Genomic DNA, 17,648 nt, shown 5'->3' on the forward strand with positions numbered 1-17,648 from the left:
TGACTCTTCTAGCGAAATCAATCAAGTGATTGATTGACATATGGAGCCATCATGATCCCGCCAGTCCAGAGATACCAGGCCACGGACGACCGCAAGCGCGCCATTGCAGCGGCAGCGCGCTCGCTGATCGTCGAAAAGGGCTTCGAGGGGTTGAGGACACGCGAGATAGCCGATCGCGTCGGCATCAACATTGCCACGCTCCACTACCATATCCCCACCAAGGATGCCCTCATCGAGCTGGTCGCACAGTCGATGAAGGAAGACTTCACGGAGCAATTCTACCGCTATCCGCGCGAGGGTCTCAATCCGCTCCAACTGCTCGAACTGGAGATCGACAAACATCGCGACACCCGCCGTCACAATCCGGAGCTACTGCTCGTCATGGAGGAAATGGGACGGCGCGCGCGCCACGACGCGACCATCGCCCTCTATATCGACCCGATGCGCAGCTACTGGAGACAGCAGATAATCGACATCCTCAAAGACGGCGTCACCGATGGCAGCTTCCGCGTGGATCTCGACCCCGAAGGCGCCTCCTACATGGTGATCGGCACGATGATCGCGATGTCCGTCTATCGACTCGACGACGAGGCGAGCGTCAATGCTGCCAAGAATACACTCATCAATTCCATACTGTCCGACCGCACAAAGGCTCAATCCGATGTCTGACAATCCCATTTCACCACCCATGGCCCAGGCCGAGGCGCATGCCTTCGAGCGCCGCTGGGTCGCCATGTTCGTGCTGCTCATGGCGAGCTTCATGAACATGATCGATATCACCATCGTCAATGTCGCGCTGCCGAGCATGCAGAAGAGCCTCGGCGTCTCCGAAAGCGGCATCGAATGGGTGGTGGCGGGTTTCATTCTCGCCTTCGCGCTTGGCTTGCTGCCCTTCGGCCGTTATGGCGACATTATCGGCAAGAAGAAGATCTTTCTGATCGGCGTGACCTGCTTCTCGATCGCGTCGCTGCTCTGCGGTATGGCTGCGAATGTCGAGATGCTGATTGTTGCCCGCATCATCCAGGGCGTCGCCGGTGCCGTGATGATGCCGCAGGTGCTGGCATTGGCGCAGATCATGTTCCCGCCGAAGGAGCGCGCCGTCGCCTTCTCGCTCTTCGGCCTCACCGCCGGCCTTGCCTCGGTGGCAGGTCCGGTGACCGGCGGCCTGCTCATCCACGCCAATCTCTGGGGCCTCGACTGGCGGCCGATCTTCCTGATCAACGTGCCGATCGGCATTGCCTGCGTCATCGCCGGCCGCTCGCTGATCCCCGACGTCAAGGGCAATCCTGACCTTAGGAACGATTGGGTGGGAATCGGTTTGGCAGCGCTCGCCATGTTTGTCCTGATCTTCCCGCTGATCGAAGGCCGCGGCTTCGGCTGGCCGGCATGGACCTTCGCCATGATGGCCGCCGCCATTCCGGTCGCGGCGATCTTCGTCTGGTGGGAGCGGCGGCAGAATGCGAGAGGTGCAGCCGAACTCGTGCCGCTCAGCCTGATGCGCAACCGAAATTTCGTCGTGGGTTCGCTTGGGCTGATGGTGTTCTTTTCGGCCATGCCCGGCTTCTTTCTGATCCTGGCGCTCTTCCTGCAGTCCGGCTACCAGCTCGACGCGCTGCATTCCGGCCTCACGACCATCCCGTTCCCGATCGGCGTGCTCGTCGCATCGGTCGTCACGGGCCGTCTGGGCGGCAAGGCGCCCAAGTTTCGGATCCTGTTCGGCTCGGCCATTCTCGTCGTGTCGGCATTGCTGCTCAGGCATGTCGTCGCCGGTGTCGGCGACCAGATCGTCAGCACGGACTTCATCCTGCCGCTGCTTCTCGGCGGGCTGGGTACCGGTATCACCATCTCGCCGCTGTTCCAGGCTGCACTTGCCGGTGTTCCGCCGCGCGATGCAGGCTCGGGCTCAGGTGCGCTGCAGTCGATCCAGCAGGTCGGCGGCGCCTTCGGCGTGGCGATCATCTCGCAGATCTTCTTCTCGCTGCTGGCTGGCAGCATGGCAGGCGGTATCGCCTCGCATGAAGCCTTCAAATCATCCTTCGAGGCAGCCGTGATCTACAACATCGCCTGCTACCTGGTGGTCGCTGCCTCGACGATCTTCCTCAATTCGCCGCCCATTCACGCACCACAGCATGGACACGGCCGGCCCGCGCCGGCCGTGGATTGACGGACACCGGAGCGCCGGCGGGGATCACTCCGCCGGCGTGAAGGTGAAGTGGTTAATGATTACCTCGACGGGCTTGTCGTCGCTCGGCGACTGTCCCTGAAAACCCCAGAGATTGAAATAGATGGGCATGGGGCTCGAGCTGATCCGATCGGCATAGTCCGATGGCGAGAAGTCCCAGGAGACCTCGCGCTCAACGCTACCATCATCGCGAAGCAGCTGCGACACGTAGAGAACGCTGTCGGCCTTCCAGGTGAACCGGTGGATGCTCCGGCCATAGCCGCGGCGGACACTGAACGTCGTATGCGCATTCTTCAGACCCGGCTTGACCGGCCAGACGGTATAGTTCAGCGGCTTGTAACTGTTTCTGCCCCAGCGGGCGAATTCCACGTCGATCTCGTGTGTCGCATCCGGCCCGACATCGGCCGGCGGATAGTTGAAGAAGCCGAAGACGACATTCTTGTCCTGGCCGTGGATATCGCCCTCGAACTCGATCTCATAAGTGCCGAAACCAAGCCGGCTGACCGACTGGACCTCGCCCGCCAGCCACTTGCCCTTTTTCTCCGAGAAACGCAGATGCAGCCGGCCCTTGGTATCGACGAAGGCCTGCGACGTCGCCCAGTCGTTCGGGCCGGGGCCCATCCCGTTGCCCTGCTTGATCTTGAAATCATAGCCGGCGAAGCGGAGTTGCTTGGCGTCGGCTGCGCTCCCAAGCAATGCGGATAGGAAAAGAGCGGCGAGCAGTCTCATGGTTCACTCCAGCGGGATGACTGCTTCTAATCCCGCCGGCATGAACGAAACTGGCGCTCGTTACGGAACGATCAGCGTACCGGCGCCGACTTCCGTGAAGAGCTCGAGCAACACCGAATGCGCCGTCTTGCCGTTCAGGATGACCACACCCTCGACGCCGCCCTGGATCGCCTCGATGCAGGTCTCGACCTTGGGGATCATCCCGCCGGAGATCGTACCATCCTTGATCAGCGCATGGGCCTGGGAAACCGAGAGTTCCTTGATCAGCTCGCCATTCTTGTCGAGCACGCCGGGCACGTCGGTCAGGAACAGCAGGCGCGTCGCGTTGAGCGCGCCGGCAATCGCACCGGCAAAGGTGTCGGCGTTGATATTGTAGGTGTGACCGTCGCGGCCAGGTGCCACCGGCGCAATAACCGGGATCATCTCGGAGCGGGCGAGCAGATCGAGCAGCGTGCGGTCGACTTCCACGACTTCGCCCACGAAGCCGAGGTCGAGCACGCGCTCGATGTTGGAATCGGGATCGATCACCTTCTTCTCGGCCTTCTCGGCGAAGACCATATTGCCGTCCTTGCCGCACAGGCCGATCGCCCATTCGCCGGTCTGGTTGATCAGCGCGACGATCTCCTTGTTGATCGAACCGGCCAGAACCATCTCGACCACCTCGACCGTCTTCTGGTCGGTGACGCGGAGGCCGTTCTCGAAGCGGCTCTCGATGCCGAGCTTGCTCAGCATCGCGCCGATCTGCGGGCCGCCGCCATGGACGACGATCGGGTTGACGCCGGATTGCTTGAGCAGCGCGATGTCGCTCGCAAAGGCCTTGCCGAGCTCGGGATTGCCCATGGCATGGCCGCCATATTTCACCACGATCGTCTTGTTCTCGTAGCGCTGCATGAACGGCAGGGCCTGGACGAGCAGACGCGCCTGGATTTCGCTTTCAGACTGGGACATGGAGGCCTCTGCAGATGTCTAGATGGCATTTTGTGGTGCCTCATTAGCCGATGTTTTTGTCACATGGAATGATCCGCGGCGAAGAAATGCACGTATGCGCATGCGTCGAGAACCGATCCGCTATGCATATGGCGGGCGACTCTCCCGGAGGGCTTCGTGCGTATGGACGAATTGGCGACATTGCTGAGCCGCGTGGCACTGCGCGACCGCAAGGCCTTCGCGCGGCTTTATGATCTGACTTCCCCGAAACTATTCTCCATCGCAATCCGTATCGTCAGGGATAGAACGGAAGCCGAAGAGGCGCTGCAGGAGATCTTCATCAAGGTGTGGCAGAGAGCGGAACGTTTTGAGCCCGACCAGGGCGGACCGATGACATGGCTTGCGGCAATCGCCCGCAACCACGCGATCGACATCATCCGCGCCCGCAAGCCACAGACCTCTGACCTCGACGACGCCTTCGAGATCGCCTCGCCCGATCCGGGGCCGGAAGCCACGGCGATCAACACAAGCGAGCGGTCGCGCATCGACGGATGCATGCGGACCCTCGAATCTGATAAGGCTGACGCAGTCAGAAAGGCTTATGTCGAAGGTTTGAGCTATCAGGAATTGGCAGATTTCTATAAGATACCGCTGAATACGATGCGGACCTGGTTGCGCCGAAGCCTGCTGAAATTGAGAGAGTGTCTCGAGCAATGAGCGACAAACCGGAGGAATGGGATCGCAGCCGGGATGAAATCATCTCTGGCGAATATGTGCTCGGCGTCCTCTCCGCGGAGGATCGCCGCCGCGTCGAAGCGCGCATGGCCGTCGACAAGCGCTTTGCCCAGCAGGTGCGCCGCTGGCAGACCAACCTCTCTGGCTTCAACGACGACTATGACGAGGTCCGCCCGCCGGCCCAACTTTACAACAGGCTGGAACGCCGACTGTTCAGGACCGAGGAGTCGTCGTCCGGCTCGTTCTCCCGGCTTTGGGGTTCGGTCGCAGTCTGGCGCGGTCTTGCCACGGCTTCGCTGTTCGTCGCGGCCAGCCTTGGCCTCTATCAACTGTCGGGAACATTGACCGGCGGTCCCGACCGGCCGCTCATAGCCGAGCTTGCAGGCCAGGAGAACGCGCCCTTCAATCTTGTCGCCGCCTTCGATGCGGCAAGCGGCCGGCTGAGTGTCGTGCCGATCGCGCTCAAGCAGCCCGAGCCGAAGTCGCTCGAAGTCTGGATCATCGAAGACGGCAAGGCGCCCAAGTCGCTCGGCATCCTGCCCGAAAACGGCAATGGCGAGATCGTCGTCAGTGCCGACATGCGGCAGCTCTTCGCCGAGGGCAAGACGATCGCGATCACGGTCGAGCCCTATGGCGGCGCGCCCGAGGGCAAGCCGACCGGGCCGATCATCGCAGCCGGCAAGACACGGTTTCTGTGAGTATTTGCGACAAGCTGAGGCTTGCTTCTTCTTCTCCCAGCTGGGGAGAAGAAGGAGACCACGGCACCGCCACATTCGCGATGGGAATATGCTTCCGTCAAAGCCTTGGGCTATTCCATTCCAAGCGCGTCAACTCATACCAGACTTCACCCTGCTCGCTGCCGGGAATCGGATCGGGCCATTCGATATAGTCCGTGCGGACGTAACTCATGCCGATCCTTTCCATCACGCGGCGCGATGTGTTGTTCACCGCCATCGTGGTGGACATGACCTTGTCATAGCCGCCATTTCGGAATCCCCAGTCGACGAGAGCCGAAGCCCCCTCCGATGCCAAGCCTTGACCCCAATCCTGCCGGCGCAGGCGATATCCGAGCTCGGCAAAGGTCTCACTCTCCGGCCACAAACAGAACCACCCGACGAATGCACCATTGGCCGTGCGACGCGCCGTCCAGACATAGGGCTCTGTTCCCCGGGGCATGAGAAACGTCGCATTCGGGTCGACATGCTCATGGTCAACGGGCAGTCCGCCGTTGAGAAAGCGCATGACCTCCGGATCGCGCTCGAGGGCGATAAAGTCAGCGCGGTCGTCAGGACAGCACGGACTGAGCGTCAGGCGCGTCGTCTGCAACACGGCCATTTTCGAAATCCCATCCCTCGCATCGCCGAAGCTTGATGGTGGTACAGGGCAGCCAATCCGCTCACAAGTGTTACGCCGGGAAATTGGCCCGCAGAGAGGTATCGCAAAAAATGAAAAGATTCTTGCCGTGGCTGAAACTCGAATTCCCCTGCTCCCGTAGTTCCTCATGTCCCCTGCAGAACAGGGATGACCTCACAGGGAAGGAACCGCCACATGCTCCGCAATTCGCTTCGCAATATCGCATTCTTTTCGGCCTTCGCCGGCTCCGTCATGCTTGCTCATGCCGCCATGAATCCGGAAGTCGGCGGCGCGCCGATGTATGCCACCAAGAATATAGTCGAGAACGCCGTCAATTCGAAGGACCACACCACGCTGGTGGCCGCAGTCAAGGCAGCCGGCCTGGTCGATACGCTGATGGGCAAGGGTCCCTTCACCGTCTTCGCGCCGACCAATGAAGCCTTCGCAGCGCTTCCTGATGGCACGGTCGACACGCTGCTCAAGCCCGAGAACAAAGACCAGCTGGTCAAAGTCCTGACCTGCCATGTCGTCGCGGCAGACGCGATGTCGGCCATGATCGACAAGATGATCAAGGACGATGGCGGCATGCACAAGGTCAAGACCGTCGGCGGCTGCGAGCTCACGGCCTCGGAGAAGGGCGGCAAGATCATGCTGACCGATGAGACCGGCGGCATGGCGACTGTCACCATCGCCGACGTGAAGCAGTCGAACGGCGTCATCCATGTCATCGACAAGGTCCTGCTGCCGAAGGGCTGAACCTGTCACGAAGCAGCAGACAGACCGCTCCGGCATAGAACCCTTGCCGGGGCGGTTTTCATGTCAGGGTGTCAGGTCGTAGGTAACCCAGTTGGTGCGGGTCGCGACCTTGTCGTAGACCGAGCGCGCTCGGTAATTGTCGTCGCGGGTGATCCAGCGGATCACGGACCAGTTCTTCTCCCGGCCGAGCGCCTTGGCTGCATCGAACAGCAAGTTCACCGCGCCGCCGCCACGCTGGCCCGGATCGACGAAGAGATCATCGAGATAACCGGCGACGGTCGACGAAAGCGGCCGCAGGAATTCCCGGATATGGGCGATCCCGACCGGCTTTCCCGTCTCGTCCAATGCCATCAGGCAGTTGATCCGGCCTTCCATGATCCAGCCCCAACTGCGGTCGCGCATCTCCTGTGTCTGCTCGACCTGGTAATATTCGGCATAGGCCGCATAGAGCACGTTCCACTCGGCCCTGTACTGCGCGACGTCCCTGGTGATCCGATAGTTCGCCATCAACCCCTCACAACGTCTTCGACGGCCAGCGCCGCGCTCAGCAGGTGTTCATCCGTGTTCGGCAGACCCGACAGCAGCAGTCCGACCGGCATGCCGGCAGCACCCGTTCCGCAGGGTATCGAGACGCCGCACCAGTCGAAGAAATTGCCGATGGCGGTGTTGCGCAGCGTCTTGCCATTCATCGCCAGGAAGGCATCGAAGTTCTCGGCCAGCGGCGCGGTCGGCGGCGCCACATGCGGCAGCGTCGGCGAGACGAGAATTGCGTCATCAGGCACCTGCCGGGCCAGTTCGGCGATCATGCGCTCGCGGGCATCAAGGATCGCGATATAGTCAGGCATCGAGGTCTTCTCGCCGAGCTTGCAGCGCATGACGACGCGCGGGTCCATCCGGTCCGCCGCAGCAGAGAACAGGCGCTCGCGGTGGAGGGCGAAAGCTTCCGCCGTCACCAGCGGGCCGAACTTCGTCATCAGATCGAAGAGCCCGTTGAAGATCGGAAAATGCTGGCGGCTGATCTTCGCGCCCGCCTTGCCGAGCCGATCCAGCGCCGCCTCGAATGCCGCCTGCACGCCCGGCTCGATTGCGTCGAAGAACACGGTCTCCGGCACGATCAATTGCAGATCCCCGACAGATCCGCGCGCGATCGACGGCGCCGACTGCCGGCGCATCGCGGCATCGACCCAGACCGCGTCCTGCACCGTGCGGGTCAGCGGTCCGAGCGAGTCGAGGCTCTTGGCGAGCGGGAAGACGCCATCCATCGGGTAGCGTCCACGCGTGGCCTTATAGCCGACCACGCCGTTGAAGGCGGCCGGGATGCGGATCGAACCTCCGGTATCCGTGCCCATGGCCACCGGCACGAGCCCGGCCGCCACCGCCACACCCGCACCCGAGGACGAACCGCCAGGCAGGCGCGGCGCATCTGGCGAGTGCGGGTTTTCCGGCGTGCCGTAATGCGGGTTGATGCCGAGGCCGGAGAAGGCGAATTCACTCATGTTCGTCCGGCCGACCGCGATCATGCCGGCGGCCTTCAGCGCATCGACCACCGCTGCATCCTTGCTGGCAGCAGGCACATCGGCCATCACCACGGAGCCCGCAGTCGTTGCCATGCCCTCAAGGTCGAACAAGTCTTTCCAGGCGATGGGAATGCCGTCGAGAAGCCCGAGCGAGCGGCCGGCGCGGATGCGATCCCGGGCCGCATCCGCCTCGGCCATCGCTCGCTCCGGCGTCAGGCTGACGAAGATCGATCGGTCGCGATAGGCGCAGATGCCGTCCAGCACCTCCTCGGCGAGCGCTACGGGATCGAGCGCACCGGACTGGAGCATTACCGAAAGCTGGGCGACCGTTTTGCCCGGATTGCCTGACGTCATGGAGCCTCCCGCTCTTCAAGTGTCACACCGGGTGTGACCCGGACCCATTCAGGTCTTGAGGACTTCGATGATCGCCTGCCGCGTCTCGTCGATGCCCTCGCTCTTCTCCGACGAGGTGGCCAGGATGAAGGGATAGGCAGCCGGGTGCTTGGCGATCTTGGCCAGAGTCTCCACCTTCAGCTTCTCAAGCGCAGGCGGCTTGATTTTGTCGGCCTTGGTCAGCACGATCTGGTAGGAGACGGCGGCGGTATCGAGCAGCTTGAAGACCTCGTCATCATTCTTCTTGACGCCATGCCGGCTGTCGATCAGCACATAGACGCGCTTCAGCGTCGTGCGGCCACGCAGATAGTCGAAGACCAGCTTGGTCCAGGCATCGACCTGCGCCTTCGGGGCCTCGGCATAGCCATAGCCCGGCATGTCGACCAGCGCACAGGGCGGCATATCGTCAGCGGCGCCGGAGAAGCCGTCGGGTACGAAGTAGTTGAGTTCCTGCGTGCGGCCCGGCGTGTTGGACGTGCGGGCAAGGCCGTTCTGGCCGACCAGCGCGTTGATCAGCGACGACTTGCCGACATTGGAGCGGCCGGCAAAGGCAATCTCCGGCGGCCCCTCAGGCGGCAGGAACTTCATCGCCGGAACGCCGCGGATGAAAATCCACGGGCGCGTGAACACCTTCACATCGAGATCGGATTGTTCATTGGCCATGCGTGGGCTCGCAAATTCGCTGAAAGGATTCCGCGGGCTTCAGGGTTTTGGGCGCGCTTGTCAAGTTGGCGTCGCCGTCTGGCCGACAATCTGCTGCTTGCGGAGCGCGGAATAGAGGTAACCGAGCAGCGCCAGAAGCACGATCGCACCGCCGATGATCGTCTCGGTGCCCGGTATCTCATGGTGCACCACCGCGACCCAGACCGGGCCGAGAACAGTCTCCGCCGTGCCAAGCAATGCTGCGAATGCCGAGGGGATCATCCGCGCGCCGGTGACGAAAAGCGCCATGCCGAGACCGAGATTGAGCGCACCGAAAATGATGAGGATGCCGAACTCCCCCGCCGTGACGCTGATCGTCGGCGCCATGAAGAGTGCGACCAGCGCCGCCGTGAAGCAACCGAGGCTCGCTCCCGGCGTCTGGCGGACATTCTGGAAGCGCCGGGTCACCACGGTGACCATGGCGAAGACCGTGGCGATCGTTACGGCGAGCAGGTTGCCGATCCAGGCATGGTTCATGTCGATCCCTGCCCCCGGCATCTCGGCGGTGGCGAACATGTCGATGCCCAGCATCGCGTCGAGTGTTTCGAGCACCGGCCCGCCCATCACCATGAGGGCCACGCCGAAAATCACTGCGGCAATAGCGATCCAGGTCGAAAGCCCAATCCGCTCGCGATAGACGATCCAGGCCATCAGCGCTGCCAGCAGCGGCACGCCAGCCTGGATCAGGATGACATTGGCGACCGTGGTGAACTGGATGGCAATGATGAACGAAGTCGACGCAACGGCAAATCCGAAGCCCACCGCGAGTCCGGGAAAACCCATATTGCGGTAGAGCCGCAGCGTCTCGCGCGGACCGTCCCGGGTCAGCAGGAAGCCGAGAAGGAAAAGACCGGCGAACAGCCCCCGCCAGAAGACGATGGTCCAACTGCTTTCGATATCAAGGAAGCGTGCGATGGCGCCGCCGAAACTCCAGAACAGAGCCGAGAGGAAAACGAGCGTCGCCCCGAGCTTTTCCTGGGATGCGGCACTTGCCGTGACAGCCTTGTCCATAGCGCGATCCTCAAATGAAAAGGGCCCCGGAAGGAGCCCTTCACAAATATCAAGTTAGACCGCTCTTGCGTCGCGGAGGGATATCAATTGCGACATCCGTGATCCATGAAGAATTTTCAAGACGCATTCACGCCGATGATGGTTTGCGCTTGAACAGGTCCCTGAGATTGTCGAACAGCTCGATCTTGGCGCCGTTGCGCTTCATGATGATGCCCTGCTGGAGCACCGACAGCGTGTTGTTCCAAGCCCAGTAGATCACGAGACCGGCCGGGAAGGCCGCCAGCATGAAGGTGAAGATCAGCGGCATCCAGTTGAAGATCATCGCCTGGGTCGGATCGGGCGGCTTCGGGTTCATGCGCATCTGCACGAACATTGTCACGCCCATGATGAGCGGCCAGACGCCGAGCATCAGCGCTTGCGGCGGCGTCCAGGGAATCAGGCCGAACAGATTGAACAGCGTCGTCGGATCCGGCGCCGAGAGGTCGTGGATCCAGCCATAGAAGGGCGCATGGCGCATTTCGATGGTGATGTAGATGACCTTGTAGAGCGCGAAGAACACCGGAACCTGCAGCAGGATCGGCCAGCATCCCGCAAGCGGGTTGACCTTCTCTTCCTTGTAGAGCTGCATCATCGCCGTCTGCAGCGCCATGCGGTCTTCGCCGTGCTTGGCCTTCAGTTCTTCCATCTTCGGCTGGAGCACCTTCATCTTCGCCATCGAGGCATATTGCCGGTTGGCGATCGGGAAGAAGATGAGCTTGACGATGACGGTCGTGCCGAGAATGGCGAGGCCGAAATTGCCGAAATACTTGTAGAGCCAGTCCATCAGCTTGAACATCGGCCGGGTGATGATCTCGAACCAGCCCCAGTCGATCAGCTTGTAGAAATTCGTGATGTTGGCCCGTTCCTGATAAGCGTCGATGACATCGACTTCCTTGGCACCGGCGAAGACACGGGTCTCGAATGTCTTGCTCTGGCCTGCCTTGATGTCGCCGGAGAGCTGGCGGTAGTCGGCCTGGAACGGACGTACGCCCGTCGCCACATGGGTGAAGGAGGTTTCGAACTTGGTGTCCTTCGGCGGAATGATCGTGGCTGCCCAATATTTGTCGGTGAGACCGAACCAGCCATCGGCTACATCGGTATGCTTGACCGGCTCGACGTCGTGCGCCCAGGTCGTCTCGTTGAGCGTACCATTCAGCACGCCGACATAGCCCTCATGCAGCACATAGGCCGGCGCGACATCCGGGATGGTGTTGCGCACGAGACGGCCATAGGCGATCAGCGGCACATCTGTGGCGGATTCGTTCTTCACCGCGTCGACGACATCGAACATATATTCGCTGTCGATCGAGATCTTGCGTTCGAAGGTCAGTCCGCCCGGGCTCTTGTAGGTCAGCGTCACCGGCTTTTCCGGGGTCAGCATCTCGTTGCCGCTCACCGTCCAGGCCGTGTTCGGGCCCGGCAGGCCGGCATTCGGTGCACCGGTGTAGCCAAGCTCGACGAAGTAGCCGTCCTTGGTGTTGTTGGGGCTGAGCAGCGTGATGATCGGGCTGTTCTTGTCGGCCGTCTCGCGATAATTCTTGAGCTTGAGGTCGTCGATGCGGCCGCCCGTCAGGTTGATCGAACCTTCGAGCTTCGGCGTTTCGATCTTGACCCGCTTGGACTGGGCAAGTGCCTGTTCGCGGGTGATGACCGCATCAACGGCAACTTCGGTACCGGGAATCGGCTGACCTTGCGCATCTACCGCCGGCGTGGTCACCTTGGTCGGATTGGCCTTCTGCTGCTTGGCGATTTCCGCCTGCCGGGCTTCCTCGGCGACCCGCTGGGCCTCGATTTTCGGTCCCATATAGAAGAACTGCCAGACGAATACGATCAGGACCGAGAGAACGATCGCGATATAGTAATTACGATTTTGCTGCATCACTCTTTCCCGGTGCCCGGCTCTTGTCCTTTTGCCGGCTGGCAATGCGCGTAACGAGCGCCTTTGTCAATTCTTCAAATGACGCTTCAAGCGCGTCACGATGACCGACGAACACATAGTCATGGCCCGCCAGCATTGCAAACCTGCCATGCAGCCGGACCGCCTCCTTGAGCCGCCGCCGGATGCGGTTCCGTTCGACGGAATTGCCCTGCTTCTTGGTGACCGTAAATCCGGTGCGCGGCGCTTCCTCGGGCGCTTTTCGATCCAGTATCTCGAGGATGAAATAGGGACCGCGGCGGCGTTCGCCCTGCCGCATACGCAAAAACTCCGGCCGGCTCTTCAGCCGGCCGGGGTTCGTTCCGTTCTGTACTGTGTCGGTCAAGGCCCCGCCGATCAGGCGGAGAGCCGCTTCCGGCCGCGGTTGCGGCGAGCAGCGAGGACCTTGCGGCCGCCCTTGGTGCCGAGACGGGCACGGAAACCGTGACGGCGCTTGCGAACAAGCTTCGACGGTTGATAGGTACGCTTTGTAGCCATTTATTTAGTTACCGCGGAGTGCGGCCCTTCTTGAATTTTAGCGTTTTTGATTTCGTCCGGACTTTTGTTCCGTTAGGAACTGGCCTTCCAGACGTGGCGGTCTCATAAGGAAACCGGCCCTCAAAGTCAACAATATCCGTGAAATTCAGCATTTCGGACCTTGGAATGAACCGACGCGTGTCGTCCCTCGTAACTTAAACACTTGTTAAGTTGCGAGTTTTTCCTGGAGCCTGCTATGGTGGTTCATGAGATGAACCGGATCAAACTCCATCCGGCGGTGGTTCTGGAGCGGGGCGTGGACAAGGCGGTCAAGACGGTGCGGCAACTGTCGCCGACGGAGATCGGCACGGTTCCGCTTGCCTCGCGGCTTTCCACCAAGCTCCTGGTGCTGACCGTCATCTTCGTCGTTCTGGCGGAGATCCTGATCTTCGTGCCGTCGATCACCGACATGCGTCTCTCCTGGCTGCGCGACCGGCTGAACACCGCCGCAGCCGCGGCGATCATCGTCGACGGGCTGCCCAATGTCGAATTGCCGCGGCCCCTGCAGGACGACGCGCTGATGGCGACCGGCACCAAGGCGATCGCGCTCCACAAGGCCGATATCACCCGCATGATCGTGGTCTCGGAAGTGCCGCCGAGCGTGAACGCGCAATATGACCTCTCGCATCGCGATTTCCTCCAGAATGCTCGTGACGCCTTCTCGACCCTGTTCTTCGGCGGCAACGAGGTCTTCAGTGTGCGCGGACCCGTCGGCACCAGTGGCATGGTGATAGAACTGGTGATGTCGGACCGGGCGCTGCGCAAGGCCATGATCGTCTATACCCAGGAAATCCTCCTCTTCACCGTCATCATCTCCTTCATCACGGCGTCGATGATCTTCTTCGCCATCAACCGCACGCTGATCCGGCCGATCGCCCGGATGACGTCCAGCATGCAGGCCTTCGCCGACGACCCCGCCAATCCAGCCGCAATCGTCCAGCCGCCAAAGGGCACTGACGAACTGGCGCTTGCCGCCCGCCATCTCGCCGCCATGCAGGGCGACCTGCAGCGGACGCTCCGCCAGCAGAAGAACCTCGCCGATCTCGGCCTCGCGGTCTCGAAGATCAATCACGACATGCGCAACATCCTGTCGTCGGCGCAACTGATGTCCGATCGCCTCGCCGACGCCGGCGATCCCGTCGCGCGCGGTCTCTCATCCAAGCTTGTCCGCACACTCGGTCGCGCCATCGGCTACTCATCCGAAGTGCTGTCCTATGGCCGTGCCAACGAGACCGAACCCCGTCGCACCCACATCCTGCTGCGTCCGCTGGTCGAGGACACGGCCGAAATCCTCGGCCTCGGCGCCGACACCGATACGTCGTTCCGGATCGAGGTGCCGAAAGAGCTGGAGATCGACGCAGATCCCGAACAGGTCTTCCGCGTGCTCTATAATCTCTGCCGCAACTCGGTTCAGGCGCTCGAATCCGACGACAATCCCACCAAGCAAATCACGGTCTCGGCAGAACGCCATGGCGACCGTGTGGACGTCACTGTCGACGACAACGGTCCCGGCATGCCGCCCAAGGCGCGCGAAAATCTCTTCGCCGCGTTCCGCGGCTCGGTCCGTGCCGGCGGTATAGGCCTCGGTCTCGCCATCGCCCGCGAACTGATCGAAGCACATGGCGGCGAGATCCGGCTCGCCGACAAGGACGGTCGCGGCACCCGCTTCATCTTCACCATCCCCGACCGGCCCGCCACAGCATAAGCCATTGGGCCGACTATGCCATTTTCAACGCATAGCTGCCCTGTCAAAAAAATTTCGCAAAATCACTTGCTTTTCCAAACGCAACGAATTAGTTCATCGCCTCGCAGCCGGCCGCAACGCCGGGCTCTGCGGCACGCACCCGTAGCTCAGCTGGATAGAGCATCAGACTACGAATCTGAGGGTCGGACGTTCGAATCGTTCCGGGTGCGCCATTACTTTCAAGCCTTACACGTTCTTCCGCTCGACTTATGGCGAGCGTCGCCTCCACTTTCACATCACATCGTCAGGATGCCGCCCCGGCCGCGCCTTGTAGACCGGGAAGGTCCAGCCCCATCTCAGCGCACCGCCGCGGATGATAAAGACGGCGAGCATGGCGATGAGGAAGCAGGCGAGTTGGCTGAGGCCGAGCATGTCGGCGCCGGTATAGACCGCCGCGCCGGCCATCGCCGCCGAAACGTAGATCTCGGGCCGCAGCAGCACCGAGGGTTCGCCCGCCACGATATCACGCAGAATGCCGCCAAAGGTCGCCGTCAGCATACCGGTGACGATCGCCACCACGGGCGAGCCGGTAGCGGCAAGGCCCTTGGCCGCGCCGAGTGCGGCATAGGCGGAAAGCCCGATCGCATCGAGCCAGAGCAGCAGGCGGTAACGCGATTCGATCAGATGGGCGGTGAAATAGACGAAGACGCCAGCCGCCAGGCAGACCAGCAGGTAATTGGGGTTCTTGACCCAGAACACCGGCAACTGGCCCAGGATCAGGTCGCGGAACGTGCCGCCGCCAATGCCGGTCACCGCGGCCAGGAAGACGAAGCCGACGAGATCGATCTGCTTACGGCTGGCCGCAAGCGCGCCCGTTGCCGCAAAAACCGCGATTGCCAGATAGTCGAGAAATTCAAGAATCGTCATTGCCGTCCCCCGTTGATCGTAAGGGATGATGCAAACGCCGCATTGTCAATCAGTGCCGTCTCCTTGGCAGAAGCAAACCCCTGCTTGAAAATGACAGTCTCGGACGTCCGGATGCGTCCGACGTCGGTTCTGAGAATCCGTCCAGCGACAACAAGCGCGCAACCACCACGCCGGCGCTTGCGTGCCTGCGACCGCTCCGCTCCTAGGGTGCCAAGGGATCCGATTGCCCACTCAGCCGCGAGAACCAGATGGCGCCCCATTCCCTGGCAGCGGTCGAAGCAAGCTGGGCATTGAGCGACGGCTGGGTGAAATCGAGCCTCAATTCCACCCGGCCGCTGGAGCGATAGTCGCTCGGCCAGGGCATTGTCGTAACACCCGCCTGGTCGAAGAGCGCCTTGGCGCGCGGCATGTGATAGGCCGAGGTGATCAGCAGGCAATCGGTCAGTTGGTTCGTCTCGAGCAGTGTCTTGGTCTCGCCGACATTTTCGGCGGTGTTGCGCGATGCCGTCTCTCTGATGATGCGAGAAGGCTCGATGCCCATCGCCTCGAAATAGGCGGGCGAGAGCTCGGCGTCGCCCTTGTATTCGCCCGAGAAGGAGCCGTCGCCGCCGGAGACGAGAATTTTCGTTTGCGGATAGAGCCGCGCTAGCCGCGCCGCCTCGATGAAGCGGTCGGCCGCCTGGTTCATTTCCATGCCGCCGCGACCGGCGCTCACTTCGAGATCGAAGGCGCCACCGAGCACGATCATGCAGGCCGGCGGCGCGGTCAGCGTCGGCCTCGGATAGCGCGCCTCGAGCTGCTGCAGGCTCCAGGCGCCAATCGAGGTGAAGAGCACGACGAAGAGGATTGTGCCGGCGAGCAGCGACAAGAACCCCGCGAGCTTCCGGCGCCCGGTGAGAAGCGCCAGAAAGGCGAAGACCTTGACGGTGAGCGCCAGCGTCAGCGGCTGGGCGACGATCCAGAATGCCTTACCGAAGAAGAACATGCGTGATCGCCGCCCTGCTGTTTAGGCGCCGCGGCCGAGCACCACGGTCTCAGCGGGCACCGCCGGCGCACGCTTACGCCGTAGGAAGATCAGAAGCGCTGCGATCGCCAAGCCGGCACCGATGATGGCGAAGGCCAGCAGCGGCCGGTAGGCGATCCAGCCGATCGCGATGGTGATCGGGCCGATGATCAACGTCAGGATCAGCGCAATGATGGCGGTGCCGCCGCGGACGATTGAACCGATGAACGGAATCACGTCGCCGATCACGCCGAAGAGGCCGAAGAACAGCTGGAAGCCGATGAAAATGCCGATGAGACCGGCGGCACGGATCACCCAGGTGATGATCGTGTTCTCGGTCTGCGCCTGCTCGAACATCGCCGGCGCATCCTTCTTGCCGGCAGCGCTCAGGAAGATCTCCCGGCCGTTGGTCGCCGTGTAGGCGGTGATCGTGTCGCCCTGCTGCTTGCCGACGAAGCTCGCCTCGGCGAGATCGGTGCGCTCGAAGCGGATCTTGAGGTCGCCGACCTGCGGCGAAGTCGACGAGTTGCCGATATAGATCCCGCCCTGGTTCAGGCGCACCGGACGTGTCGTGGCGACATTCTCGGCCATGCGGTCGGCATCGGCCTGGGTCAGCGGGATAGTCTTCTGGTCGCCGAGATTGGCAACCGAGGAGCCATCGAGCACGAAGGCGCCGACATTGGCGCTTTCCACCGTCACCGTATTGGCCGGGACCGCGAAGTCCGGATTCTCATGGCCGTTCTGGACCTTGAAATCAGAGGAATCGTTACGATCAGAGCTCCATTCCTTGGAATAGGTATAGGTCGTGGTGGTCTCTTCGCTGCCGCCGACATTCTTCTCGGTCTTGCTCTCGCTCTTCTCGACCCACTGATACATCTCGACTTCGCGGGCAATGGCCAGCGCGCCATCGGCGCGGATGTCGAATTGCGGATCGACGACCTCGCCATTCGGCTTCACTGGGCCGGTGATGTGCACCAGCTTACCGTCAAGCGCCGCCTCGACCTTGTTGCTGTCGATGGAAACGACGAGGCCTGCCCCTTCGACCAGAGTCCGATAAGTCTGGATCGCGCGGCCTTCATTCCAGAACAGGAAATAGATCGCCACGAGAATAAGCACGATCCCGATCAGCGTGCCGACCACGCCGTTCTTCAATTTCGTGAACCACGACGTGCGTGTTGTTTCTGTATAGCTCATGTCCGTCTCCCCAGCCGCAAAGCGGCAACGCCCGTCCGCATTAT

19 protein-coding genes and 1 tRNA gene are annotated in these 17,648 nt (G+C 61.8%); 7 read left to right on the plus strand and 13 right to left on the minus strand.

From position 1 onward, the window contains the following. Positions 1–51 precede the first annotated feature (51 nt). Together AC2YI2_RS04285 and AC2YI2_RS04290 are read left to right on the plus strand one after the other, a co-directional pair. Positions 52–669, plus strand: coding sequence for a TetR/AcrR family transcriptional regulator (locus AC2YI2_RS04285; protein WP_487385176.1), 618 nt, complete (start codon positions 52–54; stop codon positions 667–669). Next, positions 662–2,164, plus strand: a complete 1,503-nt coding sequence (locus AC2YI2_RS04290; RefSeq protein ID WP_487385177.1) for an MFS transporter — start codon at positions 662–664, stop codon at positions 2,162–2,164. Before AC2YI2_RS04285 ends, AC2YI2_RS04290 begins: the two co-directional genes overlap by 8 nt. A gap of 24 nt (positions 2,165–2,188) precedes the next feature. Here AC2YI2_RS04290 and AC2YI2_RS04295 read toward each other — a convergent pair whose 3' ends face one another. Together AC2YI2_RS04295 and argB are read right to left on the minus strand one after the other, a co-directional pair. Continuing rightward, entirely contained in the window at positions 2,189–2,911 is a 723-nt protein-coding gene (locus AC2YI2_RS04295; RefSeq protein WP_487385178.1) for a glycoside hydrolase family 16 protein, read from the minus strand. Between the two features lie 60 nt (positions 2,912–2,971). Further along, entirely contained in the window at positions 2,972–3,859 is an 888-nt protein-coding gene (gene argB, locus AC2YI2_RS04300) for an acetylglutamate kinase (RefSeq protein ID WP_487385179.1), read from the minus strand. Positions 3,860–4,015: 156 nt separating this feature from the next. Between argB and AC2YI2_RS04305 the strand changes: the two genes are divergently transcribed. Further along, positions 4,016–4,555, plus strand: a complete 540-nt coding sequence (locus AC2YI2_RS04305; protein WP_487385180.1) for a sigma-70 family RNA polymerase sigma factor — start codon at positions 4,016–4,018, stop codon at positions 4,553–4,555. Further along, a complete protein-coding gene (locus AC2YI2_RS04310; RefSeq protein ID WP_487385181.1) occupies positions 4,552–5,271 on the plus strand; it encodes an anti-sigma factor in 720 nt (239 codons plus the stop codon). The genes AC2YI2_RS04305 and AC2YI2_RS04310 overlap by 4 nt, the downstream gene beginning before the upstream one ends. A gap of 97 nt (positions 5,272–5,368) precedes the next feature. Here AC2YI2_RS04310 and AC2YI2_RS04315 read toward each other — a convergent pair whose 3' ends face one another. Then, complete coding sequence (locus AC2YI2_RS04315; protein ID WP_487385182.1) at positions 5,369–5,908, minus strand: GNAT family N-acetyltransferase; 540 nt, start codon at positions 5,906–5,908, stop codon at positions 5,369–5,371. Positions 5,909–6,178: 270 nt separating this feature from the next. Between AC2YI2_RS04315 and AC2YI2_RS04320 the strand changes: the two genes are divergently transcribed. Further along, positions 6,179–6,682, plus strand: a complete 504-nt coding sequence (locus AC2YI2_RS04320; protein ID WP_487385293.1) for a fasciclin domain-containing protein — start codon at positions 6,179–6,181, stop codon at positions 6,680–6,682. A 63-nt stretch (positions 6,683–6,745) separates the two neighbouring features. On the opposite strand, the gene AC2YI2_RS04325 is transcribed toward AC2YI2_RS04320, so the two are convergent. The 7 genes from AC2YI2_RS04325 to rpmH form a co-directional block, all read right to left on the minus strand. Then, the gene (locus tag AC2YI2_RS04325) at positions 6,746–7,189 is read right to left on the minus strand and encodes a GNAT family N-acetyltransferase (RefSeq protein WP_487385183.1); all 444 of its coding nucleotides are present in this window, start codon (positions 7,187–7,189) and stop codon (positions 6,746–6,748) included. Further along, entirely contained in the window at positions 7,189–8,553 is a 1,365-nt protein-coding gene (locus tag AC2YI2_RS04330) for an amidase (protein WP_487385184.1), read from the minus strand. Before AC2YI2_RS04330 ends, AC2YI2_RS04325 begins: the two co-directional genes overlap by 1 nt. A 48-nt stretch (positions 8,554–8,601) precedes the next feature. Then, positions 8,602–9,255, minus strand: a complete 654-nt coding sequence (gene yihA, locus AC2YI2_RS04335; protein ID WP_487385185.1) for a ribosome biogenesis GTP-binding protein YihA/YsxC — start codon at positions 9,253–9,255, stop codon at positions 8,602–8,604. A 60-nt stretch (positions 9,256–9,315) separates the two neighbouring features. Further along, the gene (locus AC2YI2_RS04340) at positions 9,316–10,305 is read right to left on the minus strand and encodes a DMT family transporter (protein WP_487385186.1); all 990 of its coding nucleotides are present in this window, start codon (positions 10,303–10,305) and stop codon (positions 9,316–9,318) included. Between the two features lie 127 nt (positions 10,306–10,432). Continuing rightward, the gene (gene yidC / locus AC2YI2_RS04345) at positions 10,433–12,223 is read right to left on the minus strand and encodes a membrane protein insertase YidC (protein WP_487385187.1); all 1,791 of its coding nucleotides are present in this window, start codon (positions 12,221–12,223) and stop codon (positions 10,433–10,435) included. After that, positions 12,207–12,617 carry a ribonuclease P protein component gene (gene rnpA, locus AC2YI2_RS04350; RefSeq protein ID WP_487385294.1) on the minus strand — a complete coding sequence of 137 codons (411 nt, stop codon included), beginning with the start codon at positions 12,615–12,617 and terminating at the stop codon, positions 12,207–12,209. Before rnpA ends, yidC begins: the two co-directional genes overlap by 17 nt. Further along, positions 12,617–12,757 carry a 50S ribosomal protein L34 gene (rpmH, locus tag AC2YI2_RS04355; RefSeq protein ID WP_258159884.1) on the minus strand — a complete coding sequence of 47 codons (141 nt, stop codon included), beginning with the start codon at positions 12,755–12,757 and terminating at the stop codon, positions 12,617–12,619. The genes rnpA and rpmH overlap by 1 nt, the downstream gene beginning before the upstream one ends. Before the next feature lie 235 nt (positions 12,758–12,992). On the opposite strand from rpmH, the gene AC2YI2_RS04360 reads away from it, so the two are divergent. Then, positions 12,993–14,501, plus strand: coding sequence for a sensor histidine kinase (locus AC2YI2_RS04360; RefSeq protein WP_487385188.1), 1,509 nt, complete (start codon positions 12,993–12,995; stop codon positions 14,499–14,501). Between the two features lie 135 nt (positions 14,502–14,636). Then, positions 14,637–14,713 (plus strand) — tRNA-Arg (locus AC2YI2_RS04365). A 58-nt stretch (positions 14,714–14,771) separates the two neighbouring features. On the opposite strand, the gene AC2YI2_RS04370 is transcribed toward AC2YI2_RS04365, so the two are convergent. The 3 genes from AC2YI2_RS04370 to AC2YI2_RS04380 form a co-directional block, all read right to left on the minus strand. Further along, entirely contained in the window at positions 14,772–15,407 is a 636-nt protein-coding gene (locus AC2YI2_RS04370; protein WP_487385189.1) for a trimeric intracellular cation channel family protein, read from the minus strand. A 202-nt stretch (positions 15,408–15,609) separates the two neighbouring features. Continuing rightward, positions 15,610–16,392 carry a YdcF family protein gene (locus AC2YI2_RS04375; RefSeq protein ID WP_487385190.1) on the minus strand — a complete coding sequence of 261 codons (783 nt, stop codon included), beginning with the start codon at positions 16,390–16,392 and terminating at the stop codon, positions 15,610–15,612. Positions 16,393–16,413: 21 nt separating this feature from the next. Continuing rightward, positions 16,414–17,604 carry a TMEM43 family protein gene (locus AC2YI2_RS04380; protein ID WP_487385191.1) on the minus strand — a complete coding sequence of 397 codons (1,191 nt, stop codon included), beginning with the start codon at positions 17,602–17,604 and terminating at the stop codon, positions 16,414–16,416. Between the last annotated feature and the right edge of the window lie 44 nt (positions 17,605–17,648).

Source organism: Rhizobium sp. SRI_017, from assembly GCF_057586295.1.